12 protein-coding genes are annotated in these 24161 nt (G+C 41.6%); 1 reads left to right on the top strand and 11 read right to left on the bottom strand.

What is annotated here, in order from left to right; genetic code table 11:
* Nucleotides 1-45: 45 nt before the first annotated feature.
* The 10 genes from ACN6MW_RS18465 to ACN6MW_RS18420 form a co-directional block, all read right to left on the bottom strand.
* A complete protein-coding gene (locus ACN6MW_RS18465) occupies nucleotides 46-2463 on the bottom strand; it encodes a DUF2357 domain-containing protein (RefSeq protein ID WP_419871522.1) in 2418 nt (805 codons plus the stop codon).
* Nucleotides 2435-4606 (bottom strand): McrB family protein, encoded by a 2172-nt coding sequence (locus ACN6MW_RS18460; RefSeq protein WP_419871521.1) that lies wholly within the window; start codon nucleotides 4604-4606, stop codon nucleotides 2435-2437. Before ACN6MW_RS18460 ends, ACN6MW_RS18465 begins: the two co-directional genes overlap by 29 nt.
* A gap of 61 nt (nucleotides 4607-4667) precedes the next feature.
* Nucleotides 4668-6002, bottom strand: coding sequence for a Wadjet anti-phage system protein JetD domain-containing protein (locus ACN6MW_RS18455; protein ID WP_419871520.1), 1335 nt, complete (start codon nucleotides 6000-6002; stop codon nucleotides 4668-4670).
* The gene (locus ACN6MW_RS18450; RefSeq protein ID WP_419871519.1) at nucleotides 5992-9357 is read right to left on the bottom strand and encodes an ATP-binding protein; all 3366 of its coding nucleotides are present in this window, start codon (nucleotides 9355-9357) and stop codon (nucleotides 5992-5994) included. Before ACN6MW_RS18450 ends, ACN6MW_RS18455 begins: the two co-directional genes overlap by 11 nt.
* Nucleotides 9354-10001 carry a DUF4194 domain-containing protein gene (locus ACN6MW_RS18445; RefSeq protein ID WP_419871518.1) on the bottom strand — a complete coding sequence of 216 codons (648 nt, stop codon included), beginning with the start codon at nucleotides 9999-10001 and terminating at the stop codon, nucleotides 9354-9356. Before ACN6MW_RS18445 ends, ACN6MW_RS18450 begins: the two co-directional genes overlap by 4 nt.
* A complete protein-coding gene (locus ACN6MW_RS18440) occupies nucleotides 9988-11400 on the bottom strand; it encodes a Wadjet anti-phage system protein JetA family protein (RefSeq protein WP_419871517.1) in 1413 nt (470 codons plus the stop codon). The genes ACN6MW_RS18445 and ACN6MW_RS18440 overlap by 14 nt, the downstream gene beginning before the upstream one ends.
* 77 nt (nucleotides 11401-11477) lie before the next feature.
* Nucleotides 11478-12728 carry an McrC family protein gene (locus ACN6MW_RS18435; protein ID WP_419871516.1) on the bottom strand — a complete coding sequence of 417 codons (1251 nt, stop codon included), beginning with the start codon at nucleotides 12726-12728 and terminating at the stop codon, nucleotides 11478-11480.
* Complete coding sequence (locus tag ACN6MW_RS18430) at nucleotides 12721-14973, bottom strand: McrB family protein (RefSeq protein WP_419871515.1); 2253 nt, start codon at nucleotides 14971-14973, stop codon at nucleotides 12721-12723. Before ACN6MW_RS18430 ends, ACN6MW_RS18435 begins: the two co-directional genes overlap by 8 nt.
* Nucleotides 14974-14989: 16 nt before the next feature.
* Complete coding sequence (locus ACN6MW_RS18425) at nucleotides 14990-17530, bottom strand: DEAD/DEAH box helicase (protein ID WP_419871514.1); 2541 nt, start codon at nucleotides 17528-17530, stop codon at nucleotides 14990-14992.
* Nucleotides 17531-17748: 218 nt separating this feature from the next.
* Nucleotides 17749-20499, bottom strand: coding sequence for a DEAD/DEAH box helicase (locus ACN6MW_RS18420; RefSeq protein WP_419871513.1), 2751 nt, complete (start codon nucleotides 20497-20499; stop codon nucleotides 17749-17751).
* Nucleotides 20500-20656: 157 nt separating this feature from the next.
* Between ACN6MW_RS18420 and ACN6MW_RS18415 the strand changes: the two genes are divergently transcribed.
* Entirely contained in the window at nucleotides 20657-20998 is a 342-nt protein-coding gene (locus ACN6MW_RS18415; protein ID WP_419871512.1) for a hypothetical protein, read from the top strand.
* Nucleotides 20999-21442: 444 nt separating this feature from the next.
* On the opposite strand, the gene ACN6MW_RS18410 is transcribed toward ACN6MW_RS18415, so the two are convergent.
* Nucleotides 21443-24160: a phospholipase D-like domain-containing anti-phage protein gene (locus ACN6MW_RS18410; protein ID WP_419871511.1), complete on the bottom strand. Its 2718-nt coding sequence runs from the start codon at nucleotides 24158-24160 to the stop codon at nucleotides 21443-21445.
* Nucleotide 24161 lies beyond the last annotated feature (1 nt).

Below are 24161 nucleotides of genomic sequence, written 5' to 3'. Positions count from 1 at the left end.
ACAGCCTTGAGCACTCCTATATTATGGGATTGCTCCATTCATACATTACGTTGAAGTAATCCGTCCAACCCCTAGTACCCTGCTAGCTAAATCAACCTGCTCGTGGTCCAATTCCACTTTTATAGGTCCTAGTCGCCGCTGTTCACGCCACTCCCGTAGATCCTCTTCCGTCTCTAGCTTTAGCTCGGCAATCTCTAAGGCTCGGTCGAACACATACTTTGAGGTGTATAAGAGCGTATAGATCCCACGTCCTCCCGGAACGATTGGTCTTTCCCGCTTTTCCCACTCACCTACTGTAAACTTCACATACAGCTTTTCTTCTGTGCCTGGTCTAGCTGGCCGCTCGGTAATCTCCTTACGCCGAACGACCCTCCAATCCACGATTTTACCGTACCAATGTATGCCAATCTCTCCACGTGACTCAAACTTCTTTAAAGACTGGTAGAGTGCCACGTATTCTAGCTGAGTGAGCAGCTTGTGATCGGAGATATTTTCGAGCGGTACATGATAAAACTTAAGCTGAAGTGCATCATCAAGCTGCTGCACCTCTCGGAGCGAGCCTACCAGAACATTTTTGCCAATTAGCTTATTCTCGTAATAATTTTTCGTTCCCCGCGGACGGGCGGAGCGCTCGTAGGCCTTCTCCGGACTGTCCATTATGATCTCATCCAAGAAAGCTTCCATCAGCTTGGTAGATTCCGGCAAAAACGGTAGCGCACCGACATTAATAAGCTCAATGCTTTTATAAAATTTATGCTCGCGATACTGCTCCTCATCATGATAAGGAAACAGCACATAAGCCCCGAACATGCTGCGCTCCAGCTCTCTCCCGCTTCCCTCTGAATATACAATGGCGTCACGGTAACGATGCATCGTGTTAATATCCGACTCCTCCGGTCCCGGAAGCTTGTAATCCCTTCGGTAAGGTGTCCCCTCATACGCTGGATTGAGTCGATACTTCGCATCAAAAATATACTTATATTCCGCATCGGAATCGTTCTTCTTCAATGTCAGTACGTTGTCGGGTCTTTGCGAAATCGTCGGTGTTTGCTCCCCGCTCGGCAAGGTGTTGTAGTAAAGCGTAAAAATCTCGCCGTTCTTCGGATTACGGTAAACCATCTTCGCCTTCTGCGATTTGTCTAGTGTTACAAACACGCCCGTGCGATTCACTTTAATAATATCTTGCTTCAACAGCTCATACTTACGGCTCAGCAGATCATGAATTTTGAGAAAGCACCAGTATTCATAGAGCTGTGCCAGATCCTTCATCGACAATCGGAAAAGATCGCCCTGTATCGACAAGCCTTTCATCAGCATCAGATAGTTCCGATACACTTCCCGGTAACCAGGCGCCATCTGAAGCACAAGCGACACAGATAGCTGTCTCATCTCTCTCACGTTTAAAAAATCAAGCTTTAGCAGTCTTTGCAGCTGCGATTGCATATCGTTCAGCTTCCGTGCCAGCAACGGATCTTGAAGTCTGCCCTTTTCCGTTAGTCGCGCCTTCAAGTCCTTGAGCTTATTAGCAATGCGAAGCAGAACCCAACGAATAAAGCGGTTCTCGTTCGTATCGTAATCCACATGCCGCCTCGTCTCAATCGCATGGCTCGGGTAATAACGTTGACCGTTCATTGGAATAAAACCAAGCTTATCATCCTGTACCAGCAGCTGCGGGCGCTTGGTCAGATAGGAAATACTCTCCTTCCCCGTCTTTTTCAAACGTCCCGCTTCCACTACTCGGTTCTCCACCTGGTGCTTAGAGTGAGGCGAGCTATTGATCCGTTCTACCGCCTGTACAAGCTGACCGAATACATGCTGAAGTATCGTGAAGAACTCGGTCAGACTTTGATGACGCGTTTCTTTGAGGCCCGTCAAGTTGTACGTTTTGCGCAGAAAATCAAATGACAGATTATAGATCTGTTGATTAACGTCATTTAGTATCATTTGATAATCATTTTTGTAATCCATTTTGGCAGGAAAGATCTCAAACTGAAGCTGTAAAATAGCCTTTCCATTTAATCGCAGCTCAAGATCAGTCAGCCCGACCTCGTTATGAAAGTTCAAAACGCCTGATAGGATCATACTGCCCAGCGGTTTGACTGCTTGCCTCAAATAAACATTCTCATGGTAAAAGGTAAGCGGAATGTCCTGCTTTTTTTCAATGACAATCTCGTAGGCCTGTGTTTCATAAAAGAGCGGATAGCTCGGTAAACCCGTCTTCCAATCTGATAGCTCCTTTGTCTCTGGATGAAACAAAGAGATCTTTGCTACTGAAAGAGCGGCCGAGGGTGTAGTTAATTGCAATTGTGCTTCTATGAGCTGATTGTCCGCGGATCGATGCAATTGCAGCGTATCTACTGTAGGATGGAACGGCTTACCCTGTATATACAAATTAAACAGGTTCGTTTCAACCCGGAGCAGTTCAACATTCTGATTAAGAGAGCCAATAGGAGGTGAAGCCATCTTCCTCTAACCTCCGCAACATAAAGGCTATTTTCCGAGCGCTCATCGGGTATTTGGCCCTTTCTTCCGGTTCATTCGCGATCCACTTCATATAGAGATCGGAGGCATCGTCCATCAAGTTATTAACTGACAAAGCTTTGCCTAACGCTTCCTGCATAAGCAGAAGGAGTACGCGCTTAACCGAGGAGCTGCTGCCTTGCACGCGTGGTAATATTTTCTGCAAAAGCTGCAAATCAAACGCGTCATCTTCACTCATCAGGCTGAACCGTTCGTTATAGATCATATAGAAGCAAACGGCATCGCGTATACGAAATCCAACATGGGAATGAATTTGCTCCAAAATGCTATTTACTTTAACCAGCTTCGCAGTCACTTGCTTAACCAGACCTTGATAATCCCCGTAAGCATCAATGAGCTGTAAATATTCACTGCGTAGAAAAGCGTTAGTGGCCTCTGTAGTAGCAGCCTCAGACGTAGCACCCGCTTGATCAGGGAACTGTTCCAGATTAATATAGTTAAATTCGATCGTGTTCGCACGGTCAAGAACCTTTTTGCTAAAAGGATGCGTCGTCTCGTCCATATTCACCGTACCGATCAAATAAACATTGTCTGAGAGTGATAGATTTCCGTAGATCGGTTGATCTTCAGCAGCTAGAGTGTCCTTGTTAATAAGAGGCATCGTCACAATACGGTCACCCTGCCACTCCTGTGTTTCAATAATGCTGAGAAGATCGCTAAAATAATGCTCCACCCTAGCTAGGTTCATCTCATCTAAACAAATGAAATACGGCTTATGTCGATTACTCTCTTGAGAAGCCTCGACAAGCACCTCTGCTAACCTTCCGGGACGAAAAGCACCCGATAAATCCTTGTAGCCCAGAAGATCCGATGGATCACTCCAATCCGGCCGTACTGGGATTAACGCGAATTGATGATTATGGCTTAGAGCACCAAGCGCTTCTGCGAATAGTTTCACTAGCTTTGTCTTTCCGGTTCCGGAGACACCGGCGAGAATGACAAAAGGTTTTGTTTTGAGGGACAAGTATAGGTTCTCAATCAAGTCATCCGGAAAGTGAAAGCCTTTGTTACGAATGTAAGAGTTGATTTCTTGAATAGCAGCCTTAACTTGATTGTCATTCATAGGCAGTGGATCCTCCACATCTTCGAGGCTTAGAGTTACTGTGTAATTCAGCTGTGTAAATTCCGGCCAATTCGTTCCTGAAGATTTATCTTGGATGATTTGAAGGGCTTGAGCGGTAAAGCGAAACAAGTATCCCTGTTTTACTCCACCACCGGAATGTATAGGACCTTGAGCTATTTCTAGACCCATAATACTGGAAGCAAATTGAGTTAAGGGGATGAATGGCTCAAGCTGCACATACTCCACTTTCACAAGTCTTCCCGTCTGCTCCCAAACTGTGTTTACCATTGTCTCAGGCTTAGGAGCCTTTATTGCTGCCTCTAGTACATTACTGACAGATCGTAGTGCTCCATTTGCATAATGAAGTACAATATCGCCTGGTCTTACTTCATCCATAGTATCCCAATGATATTGCGATCGCCCGTTACTAGATTTAAAGGGCGCCCATAATAGGCCTCCTTCCTGCTCCTCACTTAACGTCATTCCTTGATTAACCCACCAAATCTTAGGAACAGAGGATGTTTCAGTTTGCATTTGATTCGTGGACAATAGCTTCATTCCATATTGATACGGTATGCCCGTTGAATAAAATTCTATATACTCTGATTGTTCATCAGGAACTTTAATCTGTTCCTTCTTTCCAGCCTCTTGTCGGTCCGAACGTTGGGAGGATATATAGTCATGAGTTGTCTTGAAAGCATGCATCATGAATGCCCGCAAATCTTTATTAGAGTCATACCTTAGCTGAAGAGCTGCCCGATCGGCAGACTTTTGGTTGATATTCATTAGAAGAGCACTATAGATTTGACCGTTGTATAATAGCTCTACTTTTTCACTCTGACCTAATGGTATCACTTCACCTTTATTGGCTTCTAAGAAATCACTATGGAACTCCATTGGAATGTGTGATCCATATTCGAATACGGACCAGTCCACTCTCTTTCTCCCAATTAGATTAGGAATAGTGGAATCCTTCCACCAGCTTCTTATTTGCTTAATCATGTATGCCTCCAGTTTATTATGTTGATTTATATAGATTTTATCTGGCTGCATTATGGATTTACTATCCAATCAACATACTCTCTTGCTCCAACCTCAACTCATAATTAATCATTGCTTCCAGTACTTTCTTTAACTCAGGATCATCCTCCGTTCCGAGCAGTTTAATCAATTTTTTCTTATAATTAGAATCAATAGATTCGGCAAAAGATCTATAATACTCCCATGTTCCATTGTCCATTAAAAAAGGCTGAAGTTCAGGTAACTCTTTGGATTTTAAATGTCGATAAATCTGAACTCCTCCATAATCTAGATCTCCCCAAAAATAATATTTGAAGTCTAAATTCTCCTGATAATTCAAAATAATAAACTCTCTAAACTTTTTGATAAACAAGCGTTTATCTGGCCCAGGGAAACCTCCTAAATATACAAATATGCAATTCCTGAACCTGTCAGTAAGTGAGGATCTATCTGGTCCTACTAATAATGGCTTTCCTTCTTCAACACATCGAACAAGCTCTTTAAATACAGCTTTATTCTCAATAATAAGAAGAGTATCTGATTGAATATCTATTATTTCCCCAAGTCGAATGGAAAGAGAATCTAATACATTACCATAAACAAAAGGAGTGTAATCTAGCACTCTCTCTTTTAGCTTCATTTTCATTGTGCCGCGGATCATTAATTCTTCAATTGACTTCAGTATACCAATCTCTTGAAGGACTTCCTCCTCTTCCATTTCATCCAATAAAACTCGTTCTTCATTTAGATACAACTTAGATTCATACCTTTTAAAAATGGCTACTACCCGACTTCTCACATATTTCTCAAATGTCTTACTGTTACCTAAATACCTTATACTGAACATCCTTTCGGGAATAGCAATTTCCCCATGAATATCTTGAATACCAGTCATCGCTTTAAATAATACATCTATGCTTTTCTCGTCTTTACCTAAATGAGCAGGTAGCTTTTTGTTATTCAACTGCTCCAGACAGTGTTCAATGTAATTTACAATCCATTTAATTGTGAAAGAGCCTTTAACTTGTATTAATCTCTGGACCATCGATTCTATATCATCACTCAATGGAATTCGATTCGCCATCTTATAAGCTTTCTCGACATGATCAAGATTGAGATATAAATTATCGATGAGATTCCCGACCTCGGACCGTACCCACTTGATCCGCACTACTCCTGATTTCTCCAACTCTATTGCCACTGCATTAATTGTATCTGTCTGCGAAGATAGTCCTTCTAGATAATAGTCTGGAAAATGTTCCTTGCCAAAAGGAAAGGAGACACGTCGTTGAACACGCGCCTCTTCTTTCCAATGCTTACTTTTCTCGTACTTGTCTAACAAAACATTAAGAAAATGTTGTTTGTATTTATCTAGCATTCGTCTCTTCCTCCACAAACTCTTGAGGGTCGAAAGCTTTGACAAACGTTTCATTTCTTATTCTTGTTACACAAAGATTACGATCCACCAAAGGAGCTATATCCGCAAGTTTATCTGTTGGAGCGGATATAATCATTTGAAGCCCCATGTTGCGAACTAACTTAATACATTCTTGAATCCGCTGGTGATCCATTTTACTAAATGCTTCATCAAATAAAATCAAACGTAAAGTGTTATTATGAGTCGGACTCTTCACGCGATACGTCTGTAGGAATGAGGCCAATACTGCAATGTAAAAAGGTGTTTGAGTTTCTCCACCAGACTTGGTGGCAATAACCTTTGAGAGACTTGACTCATTTCCTAACTCATCAACCTCTAATAAATCAAAATCAAGATAAGTACGATAATCTGTAAATTTAGTAAGGTTTTCCTCGAGTTCCTTAGCTTGTTCTGGAGTATTGGCATCTTCACCAGTATATATAATCTTTTGGAATAGCTGCTCAACAATCTCACCATGTTTCTGTAAAAATGAATCTGTAAATATACTACGACCATCCATCAGCATATCATCAGTTATCATTCTGTAATACTCTTTATACTGCTGATTCGGCTTGATATCGAAACGGTACTTTTTCCTACCAAATTGAGACAGTTTAAGTGCGTAATTCAACTCATCAATCTGTTCGTTAGCTATGTCGATATTTTCTTTTAACTTCCCAATAAAGTCTTCTTGGAACTCAATTGATGCTCGTTCTTTGGCTGCAAGGATCTGCTTCTCATAATCAGGTAACGTTGTATCTTGAAGACGCACCTTTTCTGCAGACCATGAATCGTTAGTAGGTTCTAAGTTATCTAATGAACCTTTATAATCTTTTGTGTATTCAGTTCTCAATCTTACTAGCCTTTCAAATTGTTTCTCTTTTATATTAATGGTTTTCTCGACCAAAACGGCAAGCTTTTGCTTTAACGCTGAGGGTTTGGCGGTTTGAGTTTTCATTTCTGCGTAATATGGTTCTCCTAAGGTCTTTCTCCACTCTGTTTGAAAATTGAACTCGATTTGCCTCTGTAAACCTTGGACAGTTTCCTCAAGAGACGGGATTTCACGATTTAGTCGATCTATTTCATTTTTCAACTCTCCAGTGAGTTCTCTAAGAGAATTACTCTTCTCAACTAATCTTCCTTCCCGGGCTTCTTCGGCATTAATTCCTTTTTCGAGTTCTTGTAAATAACTTAGATCAAAATGATCTTTCTCCTTACGAAGTGATAACCACACTTCATTCTGCGCTTCACGCTGATTCGCCTTCATTATCAAGCCATCTTCACTTGTTAAATGGATGATATCATGATCACTTAGATTAGGGACTTTTAACCAAGAATCGTATTGAGAGAGAACTGGCTTAATTTGTGGAAACAATACGTTCTCGATATTATAAACTTGATCCTCTGCTTGATTTAATTGAATCATAATAGATTGCCTGCCAATATAAGGCGTTTGATATATTCTAGGATTAATCTGTTTAGCTACATATCCAGAATAAGACATACATGTTGGAGTGATAGCAGTTTGATACTGCCTCAAATCCTCGACCTTTTCGCACTTCATTACCCTGCCTAGTAAATAATCCACGTAAGCTCTCGCCCACGAATGTTCGGTACTAACCTCTTCAGCTAAATTACCAGGGAGGACAGTTAGCTTCTTCTCAACTATTTTTCCGATATCCACTAATCCAATATCATAGAAGCCTCTTTCAAACTTCAACCGGTCGTAGATCTTTAAGGCTTCGTTAAAATAAATAGGATCTACAATTAAGTAAAATCGTTGTGTATTCAGATATCCCTCAATCGCATTCTTCCACTTATCATCTTGAATCTCTATCAGCTCACAAAATATTTCTACTTGAACACTTGTGTGGTAATTAGAAGATAACTCTTCAGCAATTACATTCCTCAGAGGAACCAACTCTTTGTTCTGGTACTGGGGAATGCCTGATTTCAGACGTATAATTCTTTCCCCTAGTTCATGCCTTTCAGTCATTAACTCATTAAGCTCTTTTCGAAGATAAATTTGCTTTTCTCTAAGTTCCTCTTGAACAGCATGTATGCTGGATTGAAGTTGGCTTAGTAGCGTATGATCAATTTCATAAGGAATTATTTTTAGTTTCCTTTGAAGTTCGTTCGTATTATGTCCCGCTTCAGATAATGTAAGGAACAGAAATTGTTCCAGCTCTTGTATTAGAACAGACCAGGAACGTACTAAACTAACCAATTGTTGATTAACTCTTATATTTGCACTCTCAGATATATCCAAATCCCTTTTAGCAGCCTCAATTTTTACATCAAGCAATTCAAGTTTACGCTTATCTTGACTTCCGTAATACTCCTGACGTAGCTTGTTAAGTTGCTCTTTGTTTTGGCACATCTCTATTTCAATTACTTCTATTTGTTTTAAAATCTCCTGATGATCGACTGTTTTCAGCTTCACTTGATCAATCTTATAGAGCAGCTCAATCTCTTTATCCTCATATCCAGCGCGATCTAAAGTATATTGTTCCTTTTCAAGTTGAAGCTTCACCTCTAAATAGTCTTCGTAACCAGATTCAATCACTTGAATTCGACTCAGCTTCTCATTTATCTGATACATATGATGCTCGAGCGTTTTATAATTTCGAATATTTTCCCTTAACTTTTCTATTTCAACCTTGTTTTGAGTTTCACAGACGAATTCAGTGATAAACTGCTTTATATTCATAATTGGAGTAAAAGGAACTGCTTTACGAAATAGATCAAAAAAATCACCTTTTATTCGGCCCATCGAATTTTTGAAAGCATCACGATACCCTCGTTCCGAATCATAAAACTCGCATTTGTTTTTCCCATATTGCTGCACCATATGTCGTTTCATTTCATTTAAGCTTAATGTCTTAGATTCAAAAATAAAATGATGCTCCGGTATTTGATCTTCAAAAATAAAAAACTTGGAGTCATGATTACCATCCTGATAGCAATCAAAAGAAATTCCCACAGTAAAGAATTCAGTCCTATTTTCATTGGTAAACTCCGCCATCAAGTACGATGAGAAATCGATTCCTTTTCGCAAATAGACTGTTCCTTCAGATTCGTTATAACCTTTTTCACCAAACAAATATCCTTTTAGGGTCCGTCTTGAATTATCATTTGCTGCTTTATTAAAATAGTGTCCACGTGTATCCCCCAGCATTAACAACTGTAAAGCATCTATAATTGTAGACTTACCAGTAGCATTTTTACCTGTTAGAAAGTTAATCCTCTCGAAATCTATCATTTGATGCCGGATATAATGCCAATTGACCATCAGAAGTTTATTTAATAATTTCATACAGCTTCCCCCTTTTCCATTTCAGTTGCTGCAGCAGCATCCTGGGTATTGCTTTCTTGTAATCTTTTTCCTAAGTCAACAATCTTCTCTGGAGTAATCACAAAGAGTATTGTAGGGTATATGATTATTCTCGATTCTGGTTCAACTTGAATTCCGTCCAGACGTTCAATAATTTGGAAACTCTTTAGAGTAGAGAGAACATCCACCCATTGCTGATCTGCAATTTTGCGGTCAACGAGGTTAAATGAGAATAGTTTCTCATTTACTAGAGCAAGAGTAGTCAAAACATCTTTACGAAGATTTAATTTTTCTCTTTCTTCCTCGTAGATAAGACGAAGTACATATAAAATATATGTCGCTAGTTTATTTAATGAGTGTCGATTGTTCCCTAGTTTATGTTGAATCGAGCAAACTCCATAGGTAGAATCCAAATCAAATTCCCATCCTGACATCTTCAAATATCCTTTAAATATATCCTGAAAATTTTCAAGGAAACGAAAGTCTCTATTGATCTCCACCGACTTCTCTTTAGGTTCTACTTTTTCCCGAAGTATGAAAGTCTGTCCGAGTAATAGGCCTACGATTCTTGTAAATTGCTCTTTTTCCCTATCTGTAAGTTGATGCCATCGTTCAGTCCATTCCATTGGCTTTTTTCTCCTTACTATTGATAAATGACATTTCCGGTATCTGATATCCATTAATTAGCACAGAATCATCTTTAAACTCCACCTTATAAGGTAAACCGGATTCATCACTAATGAGAACTGACATAATTAATTTCAAAAAATCACTATCATCCTGTATCTGCAACTGGGAGCTGTCTATAAACGATTTATCTCCTAGAGAAGACTGAATAAAAGATATTACCTTTTTGCGACTTATTCCTTGTCGGAATCGTTTTTTCAGTTCATCATACTCTGAACTAATTTCCTCGTCAGGAGCCTCTTGCTCTACAGAGAGTGTCACCGGATTATGCTTTGCTTTACGTTTTGGATCAGTATAGAGTGAGTTATCATCAATAAAGGAAACTAAATGAAGGGGCAAATCCTCTCTCAACATCTGCCATTGAACTTCTTCATTCGATCTATAATTAGGTAACTGGTTTAATATATCTACCAGTTTACCTTTGGTTCCTGCATTCATATTTAGCAGGTATTGAAATCTTTCTACAGATGCTTTGATATAGCTGGAATTTTTCTTATCAATTTCATTAAGAAGCACATGTATACGATCATAAGCATCTGTTATGTACTCGATCATATCCATCACACGAAAATGTGCTTCTAGTTTGTTAACACTATGCCCCCTGAGAACCATCTGTTCGCTAATCTGCTCTAATAAGCTATAGTCAATCACCCAGTTCTTGAGAATTTGTAAAATCTTACTTCGGAATCGTGGCACACAGTCGGAGGTCTTAATTCTGTGGTAAATCCGTTCTGACACCTTAGAAATATATTGATCAAAATGTTCGGCCAAAAGTTCCCTGATCTCTTTTTGTTCTTGAAGCTGCTGATAATATTTCTTCATATTATTTAACAAGTTTCGAAGGCTATCTACGAGTTCCTCTGTATTCCGATAGGCTGCTAATAAAGCCTCATAGATATATTCATCTCTCTCCTCATTAGCACTTTTAAGAGCTACATAAGTATTATGAACGAAAGAATTATATTCTTTGGGTTTATCAAACTCAATTTCATGAAGAGTCTTAATAAGTTTTATTGCGTATTCTGGTACAGTTAAATAATCTTCAAATGATTGAGCACTTGGTTCTAACTCAAGCCATCCCGTATTGAGAAACTTACGAATAATCGCGTGAGCTCGTTCGGACAGTGTCTTACCTGCTATCTCGTCTTCATCATCGGTTACATTCTGAATTTGCTCTTCAAGTGAATGGCATAACATCGCCGCCAAATCATTCTTGCGTATGGAAAATTCTTGGCGATAGCATTGTAAGAGGGTAAATAACGCCTCTACATACAAATCCCTGTGCTTTGATGTGAATAGTGTAAATAAATTCTCAGGAACTTTTTGAAATAAAGACATTCCAAAACCACCCTTTGTGTATATATATCGCAACAAACTACTTCAGAAGACATATCGCAAATGATATGAAATTGAATCTATTTAATTTCAAATTCCTGTAATAATGTATTCAAATCATCCCGTGTTTCCTCCAAATGACCAATCCTCACACTTCTCACAAGAATGCGTTTGAGACTATCCGCTGCTAACGTCCAGTTTCGATTTAATACCACTTCATCAGTCTTAGGGTAAAGTAAAACCGCGTATTTCGCATCCCGATATCCGGTCACATACGCATACATTTGATAGATATCGTCCTGCTGATAATTCATTGTTTTCCACTTGGTGTCGATAATTGCATTCCATACTTCAGCTCCATTAGCATGTTGCTGACCAAGAACAATATCCGGGATTAATTGTATGTTATCTCGACCCGAATCTTCATTCTTCAAAAGTCTGACTTGCTCATGCTGAAGTCTAATGATTGTCTGTTCCCCTAACCGCATTTGCTGAAGAACCCTTCCAATATAAGTCTCATATAACGTATTGACTTCAAATAAAAAGGATAGGCATTCCTCCTGCGAGCCCCTGTGTAAAACGGACATCCGTGACAAAATCAACTTTGCCAGCTGAAAAGCAGGTTTAAATCTTAAGTTTTGACGATCAAAGCGAACCTTATCGATCAGATTCCTAAAATCCTTAGTGTCGACAAAATCTTCGAAATAACAACTAAGATATTGAAGCTTTCTTCGAAGCCGTGGCTCCTGCACTTTCCGCTTCAATACTAGAATCGTCTTATAAAATGTTGTATTTATTGGAATTTCAGTTGTCCTCTCGTCAAATGCGCAAAATACCCGTGATTTGTCTGCCGCGTTCATTCGAAGGTGATCAGGAATTTTAATCCTACCTTTCAATCTCATTGAGTTTTCTTCTATGTTAATATAATCAGCGGGGACTCCACGCTTTAGTTGCTCATCTAGTTCTATGCAGAATGCTGAGGCAATCCAAGTCAACAAATCCAATGAAGCCACTTGAACGGAAGAACGGGCTGTACCTAAACGATAAGGAACATGACCACACACCGCTAGCATGTTTAGCAAAGAAGTACGCCCTTCATCTGTATCTACTCTGAGTTTAGGTATGATATCAATTTGAACACGTGTTAATCGAATCGTCCCCACTACATTAATGAAACGAATTCGATTGTAGCTGAACTCCATCCAATCCATCTTCGGATATGCCTTGGACATATACACAATAAGGTCTTTTAAATCTTCTTCTGTAAAAGCACTGTCCGGCCTGGCTTCTAGCCAATCGAAAGCTTCTCTAACGACCAATACCTTACTCATAAATTGCACGTAGCTCCTGAGCAGACAGATTCTTCTTCATTCGGTACTCCGTTGCATTCAAAAGATGAGTAGAAGATGCCGACTTAAACAATGAATTAAAGGAACGAGTTTGTTGATAAACGATATACGGGTCTTTATCGCTCTTCCCAATTCCCCCAAGAACAAGCCCGATTTTTTCCCAATCATCATAAAAATACTCTTGCAAGAGAGGTATCACTTTATTCAGGAATACTTCGGTTAACGCTTCTAGGCTTTGAATACCGATGAAAAACGCATGTCCAATAGTATGGTCTCTATCATACAAAACCTCAATACGCTGGTTCATTGTATCTAATAGCATATCAACCTGAACCTCTTCCAACAGATCTGCAAGCAGCGTAGAGTCCGGCATCATTTCACGGAAAGCGAAGCGGCGTCTAAGTGCGGTGTCCAGAAGAGCAATAGAGCGATCTGCCGTATTCATAGTCCCTACTATATATAAATTCGGAGGCAGCACAAACCGATTACGGGAATAAGGCAATGTAACTACCATCTCATTCCCTTCATTTAACCTTTTGTCAGCTTCAAGTAAAGTGATAAGCTCCCCAAAGATTTTTGAAACATTGCCTCGATTGATCTCGTCAATGATGACAACGAATCTTTCGGCATGATCAAACTGAAAGGACTTATTACTTCGCAAAGCGTGCATGACCTTCTCTTTCTTCTTGAGATAGGTCAACTCCTTATCGTTTCCTACCGGATCAATAGGCAGTCCGAGAAATAATGCTTCTATTGCAGCACGTTTAAATACGCCATCAGATGGTGCAAATCCACCTTTACCGTCAGATTTCAATCCTTCTATGAAATCTTCATAAGCATAAGATTGATGGAATGTCGTAAATATTAACTGTCCTTTATTGATGTACTGCCGAAAGGCATCCTTCATTTTATCCCTACCGCCCAAATCCTTTAGCTCTTCATACCGTTCGGGGTCTAGGATCTGCAATGCGAAATCAACGACATGATAAGTTTTCCCGGTTCCCGGAGGACCATATAAAATCTGGTTCCTCTCGCCAAACGAATATGTTTTCATGAAAGTGTTGCTTCCACTGTTACTCGGATCATTTCCTTTTTGGTAATTATCATCCATATAATTACCGAATATACGCTGAACTACGTCTTGTTTAGATACACCCTCTATCGTTTTACGCATATACCCTAATCCTTCATACTCTAACTCAACTACATCAAGCCACTCCACAGGCAGGGTATGGCCTAGCTGTTGATCGTAACTATAGCCCTCAGATGGATCCTCGGTAATTACACCAATCGCGCTTATTTTCAACATAGACTGCTTATTCTTTACATAAGTTGCCTTAAGCGCAACATAATCTCCCTGTCTCATTCGAAAGAACGATTGTAACGCTTTTTTTTCCTTATTCTCAACAGCAATACTATCTATTTTTGTATCTAAATCTTCCTGGGTAAGCTCTAAACTATCAGTAAAATCATAGTCCAAAAAATTGGTGCCGATGACTCTCTTATCCAAGAACTGTTGCAGTTGAGAATTTCCTCCTCCATAGCTGTAACCTGTTAGCCAATATGATCGTTTTCTCTCCACTTGATATAGATGCCAGAGGAATGTTCCGATTACAGCATGATCCCACGTTGAGAAAGGCTCCTTCTTCCGCAGTACCTTTAAAATCTCAACGTTAATAAGGATGATGGAGGTATCTCGCAAGGTTAGAACTTTATTTAACTCTAAATCCTCTGCAATCGGAACGAGTACAGATCTGGCGTATATATTAAAAAATTGCTCTGGCACATATATATTTAATATTTTAAGGAGAACCATGTCCCATAGGAGACCATTGGTAGGGATATCTTCAAATCGCTCTTCCTTAGCAGCCTTGATTGAGTTTAAAATATATTCTTTTAGCTTTTGAAACTCTTCAATTAAAGAGTCGCCTTCCAGCAATGTCTTTTTGTTTCCATATCCACGATAGTACTTGCCGTCTTTCGCGCAGTAGATACCAAACTTTGAAGAGTTGCCCCCACCAATGCCGGCAAGGATTTTTTTACGCTCCAGCCAATAAATGAATGTATCTTTCGAGTGTATGCTAGCATACTGTTCAATTGTCATTTGCCTCAAACCTTCAATGGGAAATCGATCTGTAAATTGCTCGCGACCTTGAATAAGAGACTGCATATTCGCTGTTGATGGAATATACTGATTTGCATTATCAAGCCATTCTGTTATAGACATATTGCGCCTCCTAAAATTAATTCTTCCAACTATCCATCAAATACTCCAACACGATCAAACCGCCCTCCTTATGAAGCGGTTCATTTTGCCTTTCGCACTGAAACAACTGAATGCAGGACGGACAACCATCCGAACAAACACAGCTGCTCATGATTTGCTTTGCTTTTGCGAGCAGGATTCCGAACTTCTCCGCAACAACCTCTACAATTCCGGATCCTCCTCCGGCTTGGCTATCATAGAAAAACAGACCTGGCATTCCGAACAATGCTGAACCGGAGTAAAAGGAGATATGCTGGAAATCCGCATTGCTGCATTTTACGACTGATGGGATCACTGCTGACAAAGCATGCTCTACCGCGTGTATACTTCCCTCGAATAGCTCCTCGAATGTAAGACCACTCTGTGCCTGCAGCTCCATTAGAAGACCTTTGATCTGGCTTTTCCCTTGTTCGTCCCACATCAGCCAAAAGGCCTCCGTTTGAAAGGATACGGGATACGTATTCGTTAACTGTACAGTTTCAGGAGGTTTTGAATTGTGTAAATAAACTTTTTTGTAACCGAACGTGCTTCTTTTTACAATGATATTGCCAATGTTTGCTTTCATCTGATCCATATCCAATACAGACTGGGTTAGATTATTAACTTCTATGCTATCGCGTACAATACCTCGAGTATGGTAATCCGCTCGGACGGGTTCTGCAGCCACTTTCCGCTGCCTGCTATTGACCCACTTTACTTTGTAAAAGGTACGGTTATCCGATCCAAGAAATACGGCATCCACATGATAATCTCTAATTAAAGAACGTGCATCAACATGCTGAAACAATATCTCCTCATTCCAACCATTTTTGACCACAACCGTATACGTTTCACCCATTGTAAACAACGCTTGGTACCTTGGCGTTTCTCCTTGATACATTAGCTTTCCATCTACATGCTGCCATTGGTCTTCAACCTCAGCGACCACCTTACGAAGAGCAGAGGAACGAACATAATTAACGGCACTGTTGATCGTACCGCCTTGCTCATTCGCTGCATATACGAGATGTTCTTTCAACAGCCGCGGATTACTTATATTAATGGTTGCGGATTCTGGAGACTGCTGGAAGAACTCTCCCGGATTCCGGGCAAAATATTGCTGCAGCGGCTCCTCCTGCATCATCATGATTACCACACCAGCCCTGTTTCGGCCTACGCGACCTGCCTGCTGCCAGAACGAGGCTTGAGATCCGGGGTAGCCGAGCAAGATGCATAAATCCAGACATTTGACATCAATCCCCACCTCCAGCGCGTTGGTTGTGACAATTCCCAAAATCTCGCCTTGCTCCAGTTTCCGGATCGTCCGTTCTTTGGTTTCCTGCGGCAAATAGGAATGATAGGGAAGAAATAATTCCTGACGGTCATCAGACTCGACCTGCCCGTGTTCATGCAGATGTGTCCGAATAATCATATTTAGCTCACAGCTAAGAAGTTGTGCTTGTTGACGATTGCTTGAGAAAATAATACTTCTGGGCCATCGCCCATTGGTGTACACGGTGCGAAGAATTTCATAAAGATCAGATATGACCGCTCTTTTCTTCTGCTCCATATCAGCATGACCAGGGTTCCATAGAAGAATGTCCTTGTTTTCTACGGGAGCTCGACTTCCCATCACCTCATGAAACCCTTGAATTCCCCGCTTGCCTGTTAACTCCTCTGCCAAGTACTTAGGATTGGCAATTGTAGCGGAGCATGCAATGAATTGGACTTGTTTATTCCCTAATCTCTCACATAGCATTCTCAGCCTGCGAATGACCAACGATACTTTTGAGCCCAATAAGCCCGAATATTGATGCAGCTCGTCAATGACGATATAGCGAAGATTCTTGAGAAAACGCAACAACTGCGGTCCTTTGCCCTGCCCGGTGCTTGCGCTTTGAAGAATCAAATGCAGATAATGTACATTAGTCATCCAATAACGGCCTTGAGAAAAGACCAAACTGGAGGCTTGGTCCTTTCTCATATGCTCCGGGACATTTCTTTGTCCTTGAAGAATACCAGCAGCTACTTCTTTTCCATTTACTAAAAGTTTGGAATAACCATCCATATTAAGACTACTTCCGCCATCTTCATCAGAGTCAGCCCATTTTCTTAAATTTGCGAACTGGTCCATAACTAACGCCTTGAACGGTGATAAATAAAGTGCGCAAGCATCGGAATCAGAAACCAGCTTTTCCACGATAGGTATGTTATAAGCTAGTGATTTTCCTGATGCCGTTTTAGTAGAGATAACTACGTTCTGTCCTTGCCGAATCGCTTGGATAGCCTCGCCTTGATGTGCATAAAGCTTTTCAATACCCATAGATTGCAGCTTTCGATTCATCCAACCAGCCATAGCGATATTTTCATCGAAAGCTCCTTGCTTGGCTTCAATTTCATGCACGTGCACTTCACTTCGAATGCGTTTGCTTAGCTCTAATAACTCCTCTACTAACTCTTCACTTTGGAAGGCCTGTTGAACGGGAAGCCTATTATCCACTAGTAGCTCTACTTCTTCAGCCATCAGCATTCCATCCATTACAGAGCTTCCGTCATAAATGCAATATACGCCGGCGGCATGGTTATTGAATCGTTCGACTTCAGCCTCAAATGAGCGCCATTCGGACATGCGAACTCCATTCGCTCGTTGATGGACTTCCCGGTAATAGCCTTGTGGGTCCGCTTTAAAGCTTACTTGAATGAAATCGCCGTATGGTCTTTCGCCTGCACAAGATGAACAGATTATGGGCATGTTTTTTATTCGTTCCCTTCAATAAGCGTCTTCAGCAGCACTTTGGCTCCCGGCTTGAATAATTCAACATTGCCTTTACCCGGAAGCTGAACACAGCTTGGGCATCCCTCGCTACACGGACAACTCTCAATGAGCTCAAGCGCTTTGCGCATCACCTTCGGAATATTCTCGTAGATCGCTTCAATTGTTCCAAGTCCAGAACCATTCTCTCCATAAAAACCAATGACTGGCCGGCTAGCAAATGCCGTCATCCCACTTGCAGAAAAGCCTGTAAAATCATTGGAGTCACATATAATCATATCCGGAATAACTGAGGTCATTGCATGCTGGGCAGCATGGAGAGACGCTTCAGTCAATAGCTCAACGGATCTGGACTCGTTAGCCCATTCCTCCGCATTTTCTTTCAAATGCCCCCATCCTGAATCAGAAATGGTCAACCAGGTCCCTTCCGGTGCAAATTTAGTCACATAAGGCCGTTCCAGTTGTACCTGCTCCGAATCATGCTTTTGTCCAAAGTAAATCTTCTTGTAGCCGAACACATTCCGTTTAATCTCCAGCTCACCATAAGTCATACTTATACCGTCAAGTTCCTGCTCTTGATTGTTCTGTAAAATATCGATGACATCTTTAGAGGTAGATTGGGTGTGATACGTTAACTCTTGAATAGGTAAAAGAATGATTTCTCCCTTCTTACGGTTAATCGAATCAACTTTATAGGCACGATCGCCGGGAGTCCAATAGATAGCTCCTTCGTGAAAATCTCGAAAAGCACTCCATTCATCGAGCCCGTCAACAACCGTTTGATTCTGCCCACGAATGGATACACTGTAGTTCTGACCAGAAATCGAACGAAGGCTAAACTTCTTATCTAAAACATCTTTCTCGTCTTCATCGGTTGCCGCCGATACTTGTAATACGGATCGGATAAAATCTTCATGCAAATCAGGAAACATACTCTGCAGATCCATCTCTGTTACATCCCGGCCAAGCTCCTCTTTCAATAATGGAAGATGAAGGGTCAGCAGCTTGTAATTGGTCGGATTGATCCTTACGACTTCTGGCGCCTTATTAATAAATTCAAGCGGGTTACGCATGTAGTATTGTTGAAGCGGATCATCCTGCCAGATCATAATGGCAACACCTTCACCTTTGCGACCGACACGCCCTATCTGTTGTGAGAAAGCCGCTTTTGAACCAGGATAACCCACTAGTACAGCTAGACTTAAATCCCCAATATCAATTCCCACTTCCAAGGCATTCGTTGTAATAATGACATGGATATCGTGGGATTTTAGTCGTTCAACAATCCTTTTACGAGTCTCATTAGGTAATATTCCAGTGTAAAAAGCCGCCAGCTTTTCCCCTTCTACTTTTTCCTTGGCTAAACGAAGAGGCTGCCTAAGCACATCTTTAATATATTTAGTAAGAACCATCGTTTGGCTTCGGGAAGGCTGGAAAATAATGCTTTTAATTACCTTCTGATCAATGGTCATGACCTGCTTTGCTATCGTAATCGCATCTGTAGACGGTGCTCGGCGAATCTGTTCACCCGCTGCTATTCCTGGATTCCAAAGTATTATTTCTTTCTGCTGATGGGCAGACCCATCCGTGTCAATTAGACTAAAACCGTCAAGGCCAGTAAGCTCCATGGCAAGTCTAACCGGATTATCAATCGTAGCCGAGCTCGTAATGATTTGAATATTGCGGTTATTTCCAAGCTCACGGCATACTTTAAGCAACCGCCGAAGTACGAGCGCAACATGACTGCCAAAAGTGCCGCGATACAAATGCATTTCATCGAGCACAACGAATTTGAGGTTTCGAAAATAATTCCGAATATGCTGCCCGGAAGCGTATTTCTGCTTCTGCACCTGACCAAGAATGGAGTAGTGGATCATATCTGGATTAGACATCCATATTTGCGCACTCGCCATAATACGCTGACGCGGACCATTCTCTGTATCTCCGTCCAATCGACCTACATGAATGGATCGCTCTCCTAAGTCCAGGTACGTCTCAAACCAGTCATCCAAGGAGGACTGGTCGGAAGACTTTTCAGCGCCAAATCTTTTAATTTGATCCAATTGATCATTGGCTAATGCTTTCGTCGGGAATAGGTAGAGTGCCCGATCATCGGGATAACGATAGAGGTGGCTTAGAATTGGCAAGTTATACGATAACGTCTTTCCGGATGACGTGGAAGTAACCAATACAATATTGGCCCCGGATTGAACCGCTTCCACCGCTTGCGCTTGATGGATATACAGCTGCTTGATTCCCATACTCTGCAAAGCTTCTTTGATTGGTATCGGAGTGGACTCTGAAATGTCAGCGAATATAGGATCTTTGGCAGGTATCGTATATACATAAACGTCAGCTTCTTCTTCGACTGCCAATGTTTTCAGCTTCTCTAATACTGCATGAGATGAGAATTCACTGCTAATTACACCGGGAATCCGAGAATCCTCGCACAAAGGAATCTCATCCTTCTCCAACGGGACAATTGTATGGCAAGAGGGGCAGTAAACCCCTTCGGAATGTCCGATATAAGGTTCATTCACCTGCGTCCATTCTGAACATTTAATTCCTGTTGGCGTATACTCCAGATTTCTCTGCTCCCCCACTTGACTGATCTTATGAGTAATTTGTACGGCTTTAAGCATATTTGAGCATTCGGAGCATTTAAGAAATGCCATGCTAACTCCCCCTCTTACACGAGCATCTATTGGCTTTATTAAACCATAGTAATTGGGCAATAGACTGTCATGGAATGTATGTTCTTATGGAAAAAACTTCTTTTCTTGTTATTTCGACACAAACTGCGGATATACCTTGAAATGAAGACAAAAAAAGACGACCACTGAGTCGGTAACTATGCTTTCAACGGTTCTCTTCAAGGCTGGCACTCAAGTTTTGACATTCGAATATGAACTGGCTCTTCATCCTATGGAAGGCAATCCGTCGAATTTCGAATTGACATTGCTGGCCCCAATGCCATCGTTCCGTCTTGCAGGTCAAGCCCAGATTACTGTTCTTGTCGATATCCCTAGCTCGAACAGCCTGGCAATTAACTCTCAGGTACTCGAGGCAGTCGGGCATCAGTTTGATCCTGCTACCGGTATTGCGACAGGTGAAGTTCCAAAAGTCGTTGAACAGGATTACGGTCTCCGAAAGATTATCGGATGGAACTGGCAGTCCGACCTGTTCTTCCGCGTTCATTACCGCTATCAATTATTTTCTTTTAAGAAGTGGTAATACCAGCGTAGCTGACACCACCCACATACATATGTAATAAAATGATAATTATCTGCCAGTTTGTTTACGTCAATGGTCAGATGGGGCTATGCTGCCGATCGATGTCGGCAGCCTCGTATTGGGGTAGGGACAGCAAAACGCGAAAAATGTACGCTAACAATAGTGTTGCATTGTGATCCGCTCATAATTGGCTGCGTTAAGTCATTGAAACGGTTGTTAAAGCGAGAATTACACAACACAATTGCCTTTGTGCTGCATTCCTTAGCGTACGAAACCCGCGTTTTGTTGGTGGAACTCCTATTAGCAAAAAATCCTATCTCTTCACCGCAGCTTAGCTGGTGTATTCTTTGGGATAAGAACCGAGCAAAAAAAAATACGGGAAGGGCCTATAGAATCGGCCTTTCCCGTATTTCTTTTTGACGTTTCTTGCGAATGTGAGCCTTATTACCAAGGCTCACTGAGCTTGTTTACAATGTCACGACGGGATAAAACAGAAGCACATCGTTCCCATAAATGTGCCTCAGGATCTAAGGTTCCACGATATTTTACAGAAAAAGCATCCTGAGCCTTTTTCCTTTCGTGCATATATTCGTTCATTCGGCCTTTAAGCTCTTCTTCGTCTTTAATCCATGCATCATCGATTGTGTCAGGGAGACTGCCGAATATATCATAGGTGTCACGCAGGCGTTCTGATAAGACGTTGTAAACCTTCTCATCCTGTGTTTCGCTGTAAACAAGATTAAGCATGTCGACAAACTTACGGGCCTGACCAAACCGTTTGATTCTACCCAATCGCTGTTCAAGCCGAGACGGATTCCAAGGAAGATCAATGTTTATCAAGGTGCCTAATGTTTGAAGGTTCAACCCCTCACAGGCTGCATCTGTTGCTACCACCAACCGAATTTCACGTGTTCTAACAGCAGCCTTAATGACTTCACGTTCTACATTGTTAAACTGCTCTCCTCGAAAAAGTCCGCTCTTTCCTACACCCGCATATACGGCCACAACTTCACCATTGAAAGACTTGGCAAGCTCTTTGGCAATCCATTCCGCCGTATCGAAGTACTGGCTGAAAATAATACAGCCATGTTCAAGCCATGTTTTTCCGTCCGTCCTAAATTCAGTTAAGAACCACTTCACTGTATTGAGTTTAGAATCTACGGCTTCAGCACGTGATAGCTGTGTCTCTATTGCTTTGAGACAGGCAACTTCTGCGGGCGTCATTTCAGTAAGGATGTGTTCTACCTCTTCAATACGCTCCTCATCCTCATTTGAAATAGAATGCTTAAGCATTTTCTGTGCGGTTTTTAAACCAGACGCAAAGCTCGAACAAATACGCTGCAGCATCAGAGATTTCATAAAACCGCCGGCTTTTGTTCTGGAATGAAGAAGCTTGCAAAACTCTTCGGCTTTTTCGTACGCTACCTGAAAGGGTGTGTTTGTTGGAATCCCCAATCCGACAAAGCGAGACTGATATTGTACCAGATTTCTGGTTATCGGATGCGTATTAACACCGACTTTTTCTAATAGTCCATCGTCTTCAAGCTGTTTTCGCTTTCTTAAAACGGTATGACGTAATACAGGGTTATTATCTTTAAAAAATCCGGGGTCCAAACACTCAGAAAGCCACATGTTCTGAATCATATAGTCCAGGTCTTCAAACCGATGAGCGCATAAGAAAGACTGGGAATCAATCGCCAAATGATCACGAATCTGCTGGACTATATGATGTTCATTAGATGGGGGCAATGGGTTGCTTAACCACTGCCAAGCCTCACGCTCGGAAGTGACCTGATTTTTCCCAGTTACTAATGGGATCGCTTGTTCATAGTCTCGCCAAGGGGATAATGAATCACCAAGAACAAACTCTGCTCCGCTATTCAAAATCCCCAAAAGGTCCCATAGTTCCCGAACGTCTGTCTGGATGGGGGTCGCAGTTCCAAGTATCAAGTGCCTGGTACGCTTTCCGATTTGATGCATGAAAGCAAGAAGATTATTGGGTTCAGCTGCTTTATCACCAAGTCCACCTTTTGCTCGTGCTTTGTGTGCTTCATCCAGAATGACTGTTCCGAATCGATTCTTAAGGAGCATTCCTGCTTCTTTGACGAACTCAGACTTCTCCCGCTGGTGCATGATCAACCCAGTCGAAATGATAGCGATTCTATAAGGACATTTTTTTATAGACGATGCATCTCCGCGGGGAGATAAAATCTGCCCTTCTACACCAAGCCACACCTTTTTTTGAGAAGACCAGACAGCCGCCGGAACCCCCAGCTTATCCATCATCTCAATTTGCCATTGAATCGTTAACGTGGACGGAGCAAAAATGAGAACCGGGCCATCTTCAAGAAGAGCGCTCACCAGAGCACTGGTTGCCATGGAGAGTGTTTTACCAACCCCGACCTCGTCAGCTAGAAGTAAGCGAGCTTTACCGTAAGTTTCCCGATGCTCCAAAAACATGGTTACAAAGGAGCGCTGCCATGGCTGCAATTGTTCTCCACCCCGATATATCGGAGCTTCGGCCATTGCTGCAGCCGGGACCTCATCGGGCTTCAATACTTCTACCGTTACCTCTCGACGATTAGCCACACGATTGATTTCTGCCAAAATGGCTTCCGGCAGAGGAACACCGTCGTTCCACAAGGCCCAGAACTCCTTCTCTACCCAGTCAGCGCTTTCCTCATCGTCGTCCTGCCATACCAGTTCATAGTTATGGGCAAAGGCACTTTTAGTCTCATTAACAGAACCAATAAACGACTTACGAGTACCATCCGGATAGTTCATAGATCCGGCTTTTCCATGCAGAAACAGGCGCTCCCGCGGCACAACCCTGATTTCCACATTACCAGAATGCAATAGCTGATCGAGGATCTGATAGCGCTCCTTTTTCAAGAGCGCCTCAGCTTCTACATCCACTTCGTTCCAATGCTCTTTAAGGGCAGTATTACGCCTTGTTGCCACCTGAAAATCAGCAAGGTCCAATTCGGAATTGCAGATAATCTTAACTTCTGGAATTTGAGCGATCTCCTCGCCAACCAGCTCGAAGATAGAACTTCTAAAATAGCCAGCAATACGGTAATACTTAGATGCTCCTTTAAGAGTTTCAGCCAAAAACTCTGTATCCAATCTTCCCGTTCGAGATGAAAAGCGCTTTAACGTCATA

The organism is Pristimantibacillus sp. PTI5 (assembly GCF_048572955.1).
Taxonomy (GTDB): domain Bacteria; phylum Bacillota; class Bacilli; order Paenibacillales; family Paenibacillaceae; genus Pristimantibacillus.
Note: the sequence above shows the minus strand (reverse complement) of the source record. Positions and strands in the feature narration are given on the sequence as shown.

Coding starts and splice junctions, on each gene's coding strand:
- ACN6MW_RS18465 (WP_419871522.1), bottom strand. CDS start 2,463: ATGGCTTCACCTCCTATTGGCTCTCTTAATCAGAATGTTGAACTGCTC.
- ACN6MW_RS18460 (WP_419871521.1), bottom strand. CDS start 4,606: ATGATTAAGCAAATAAGAAGCTGGTGGAAGGATTCCACTATTCCTAAT.
- ACN6MW_RS18455 (WP_419871520.1), bottom strand. CDS start 6,002: ATGCTAGATAAATACAAACAACATTTTCTTAATGTTTTGTTAGACAAG.
- ACN6MW_RS18450 (WP_419871519.1), bottom strand. CDS start 9,357: ATGAAATTATTAAATAAACTTCTGATGGTCAATTGGCATTATATCCGG.
- ACN6MW_RS18445 (WP_419871518.1), bottom strand. CDS start 10,001: ATGGAATGGACTGAACGATGGCATCAACTTACAGATAGGGAAAAAGAG.
- ACN6MW_RS18440 (WP_419871517.1), bottom strand. CDS start 11,400: ATGTCTTTATTTCAAAAAGTTCCTGAGAATTTATTTACACTATTCACA.
- ACN6MW_RS18435 (WP_419871516.1), bottom strand. CDS start 12,728: ATGAGTAAGGTATTGGTCGTTAGAGAAGCTTTCGATTGGCTAGAAGCC.
- ACN6MW_RS18430 (WP_419871515.1), bottom strand. CDS start 14,973: ATGTCTATAACAGAATGGCTTGATAATGCAAATCAGTATATTCCATCA.
- ACN6MW_RS18425 (WP_419871514.1), bottom strand. CDS start 17,530: ATGGATGGAATGCTGATGGCTGAAGAAGTAGAGCTACTAGTGGATAAT.
- ACN6MW_RS18410 (WP_419871511.1), bottom strand. CDS start 24,160: ATGACGTTAAAGCGCTTTTCATCTCGAACGGGAAGATTGGATACAGAG.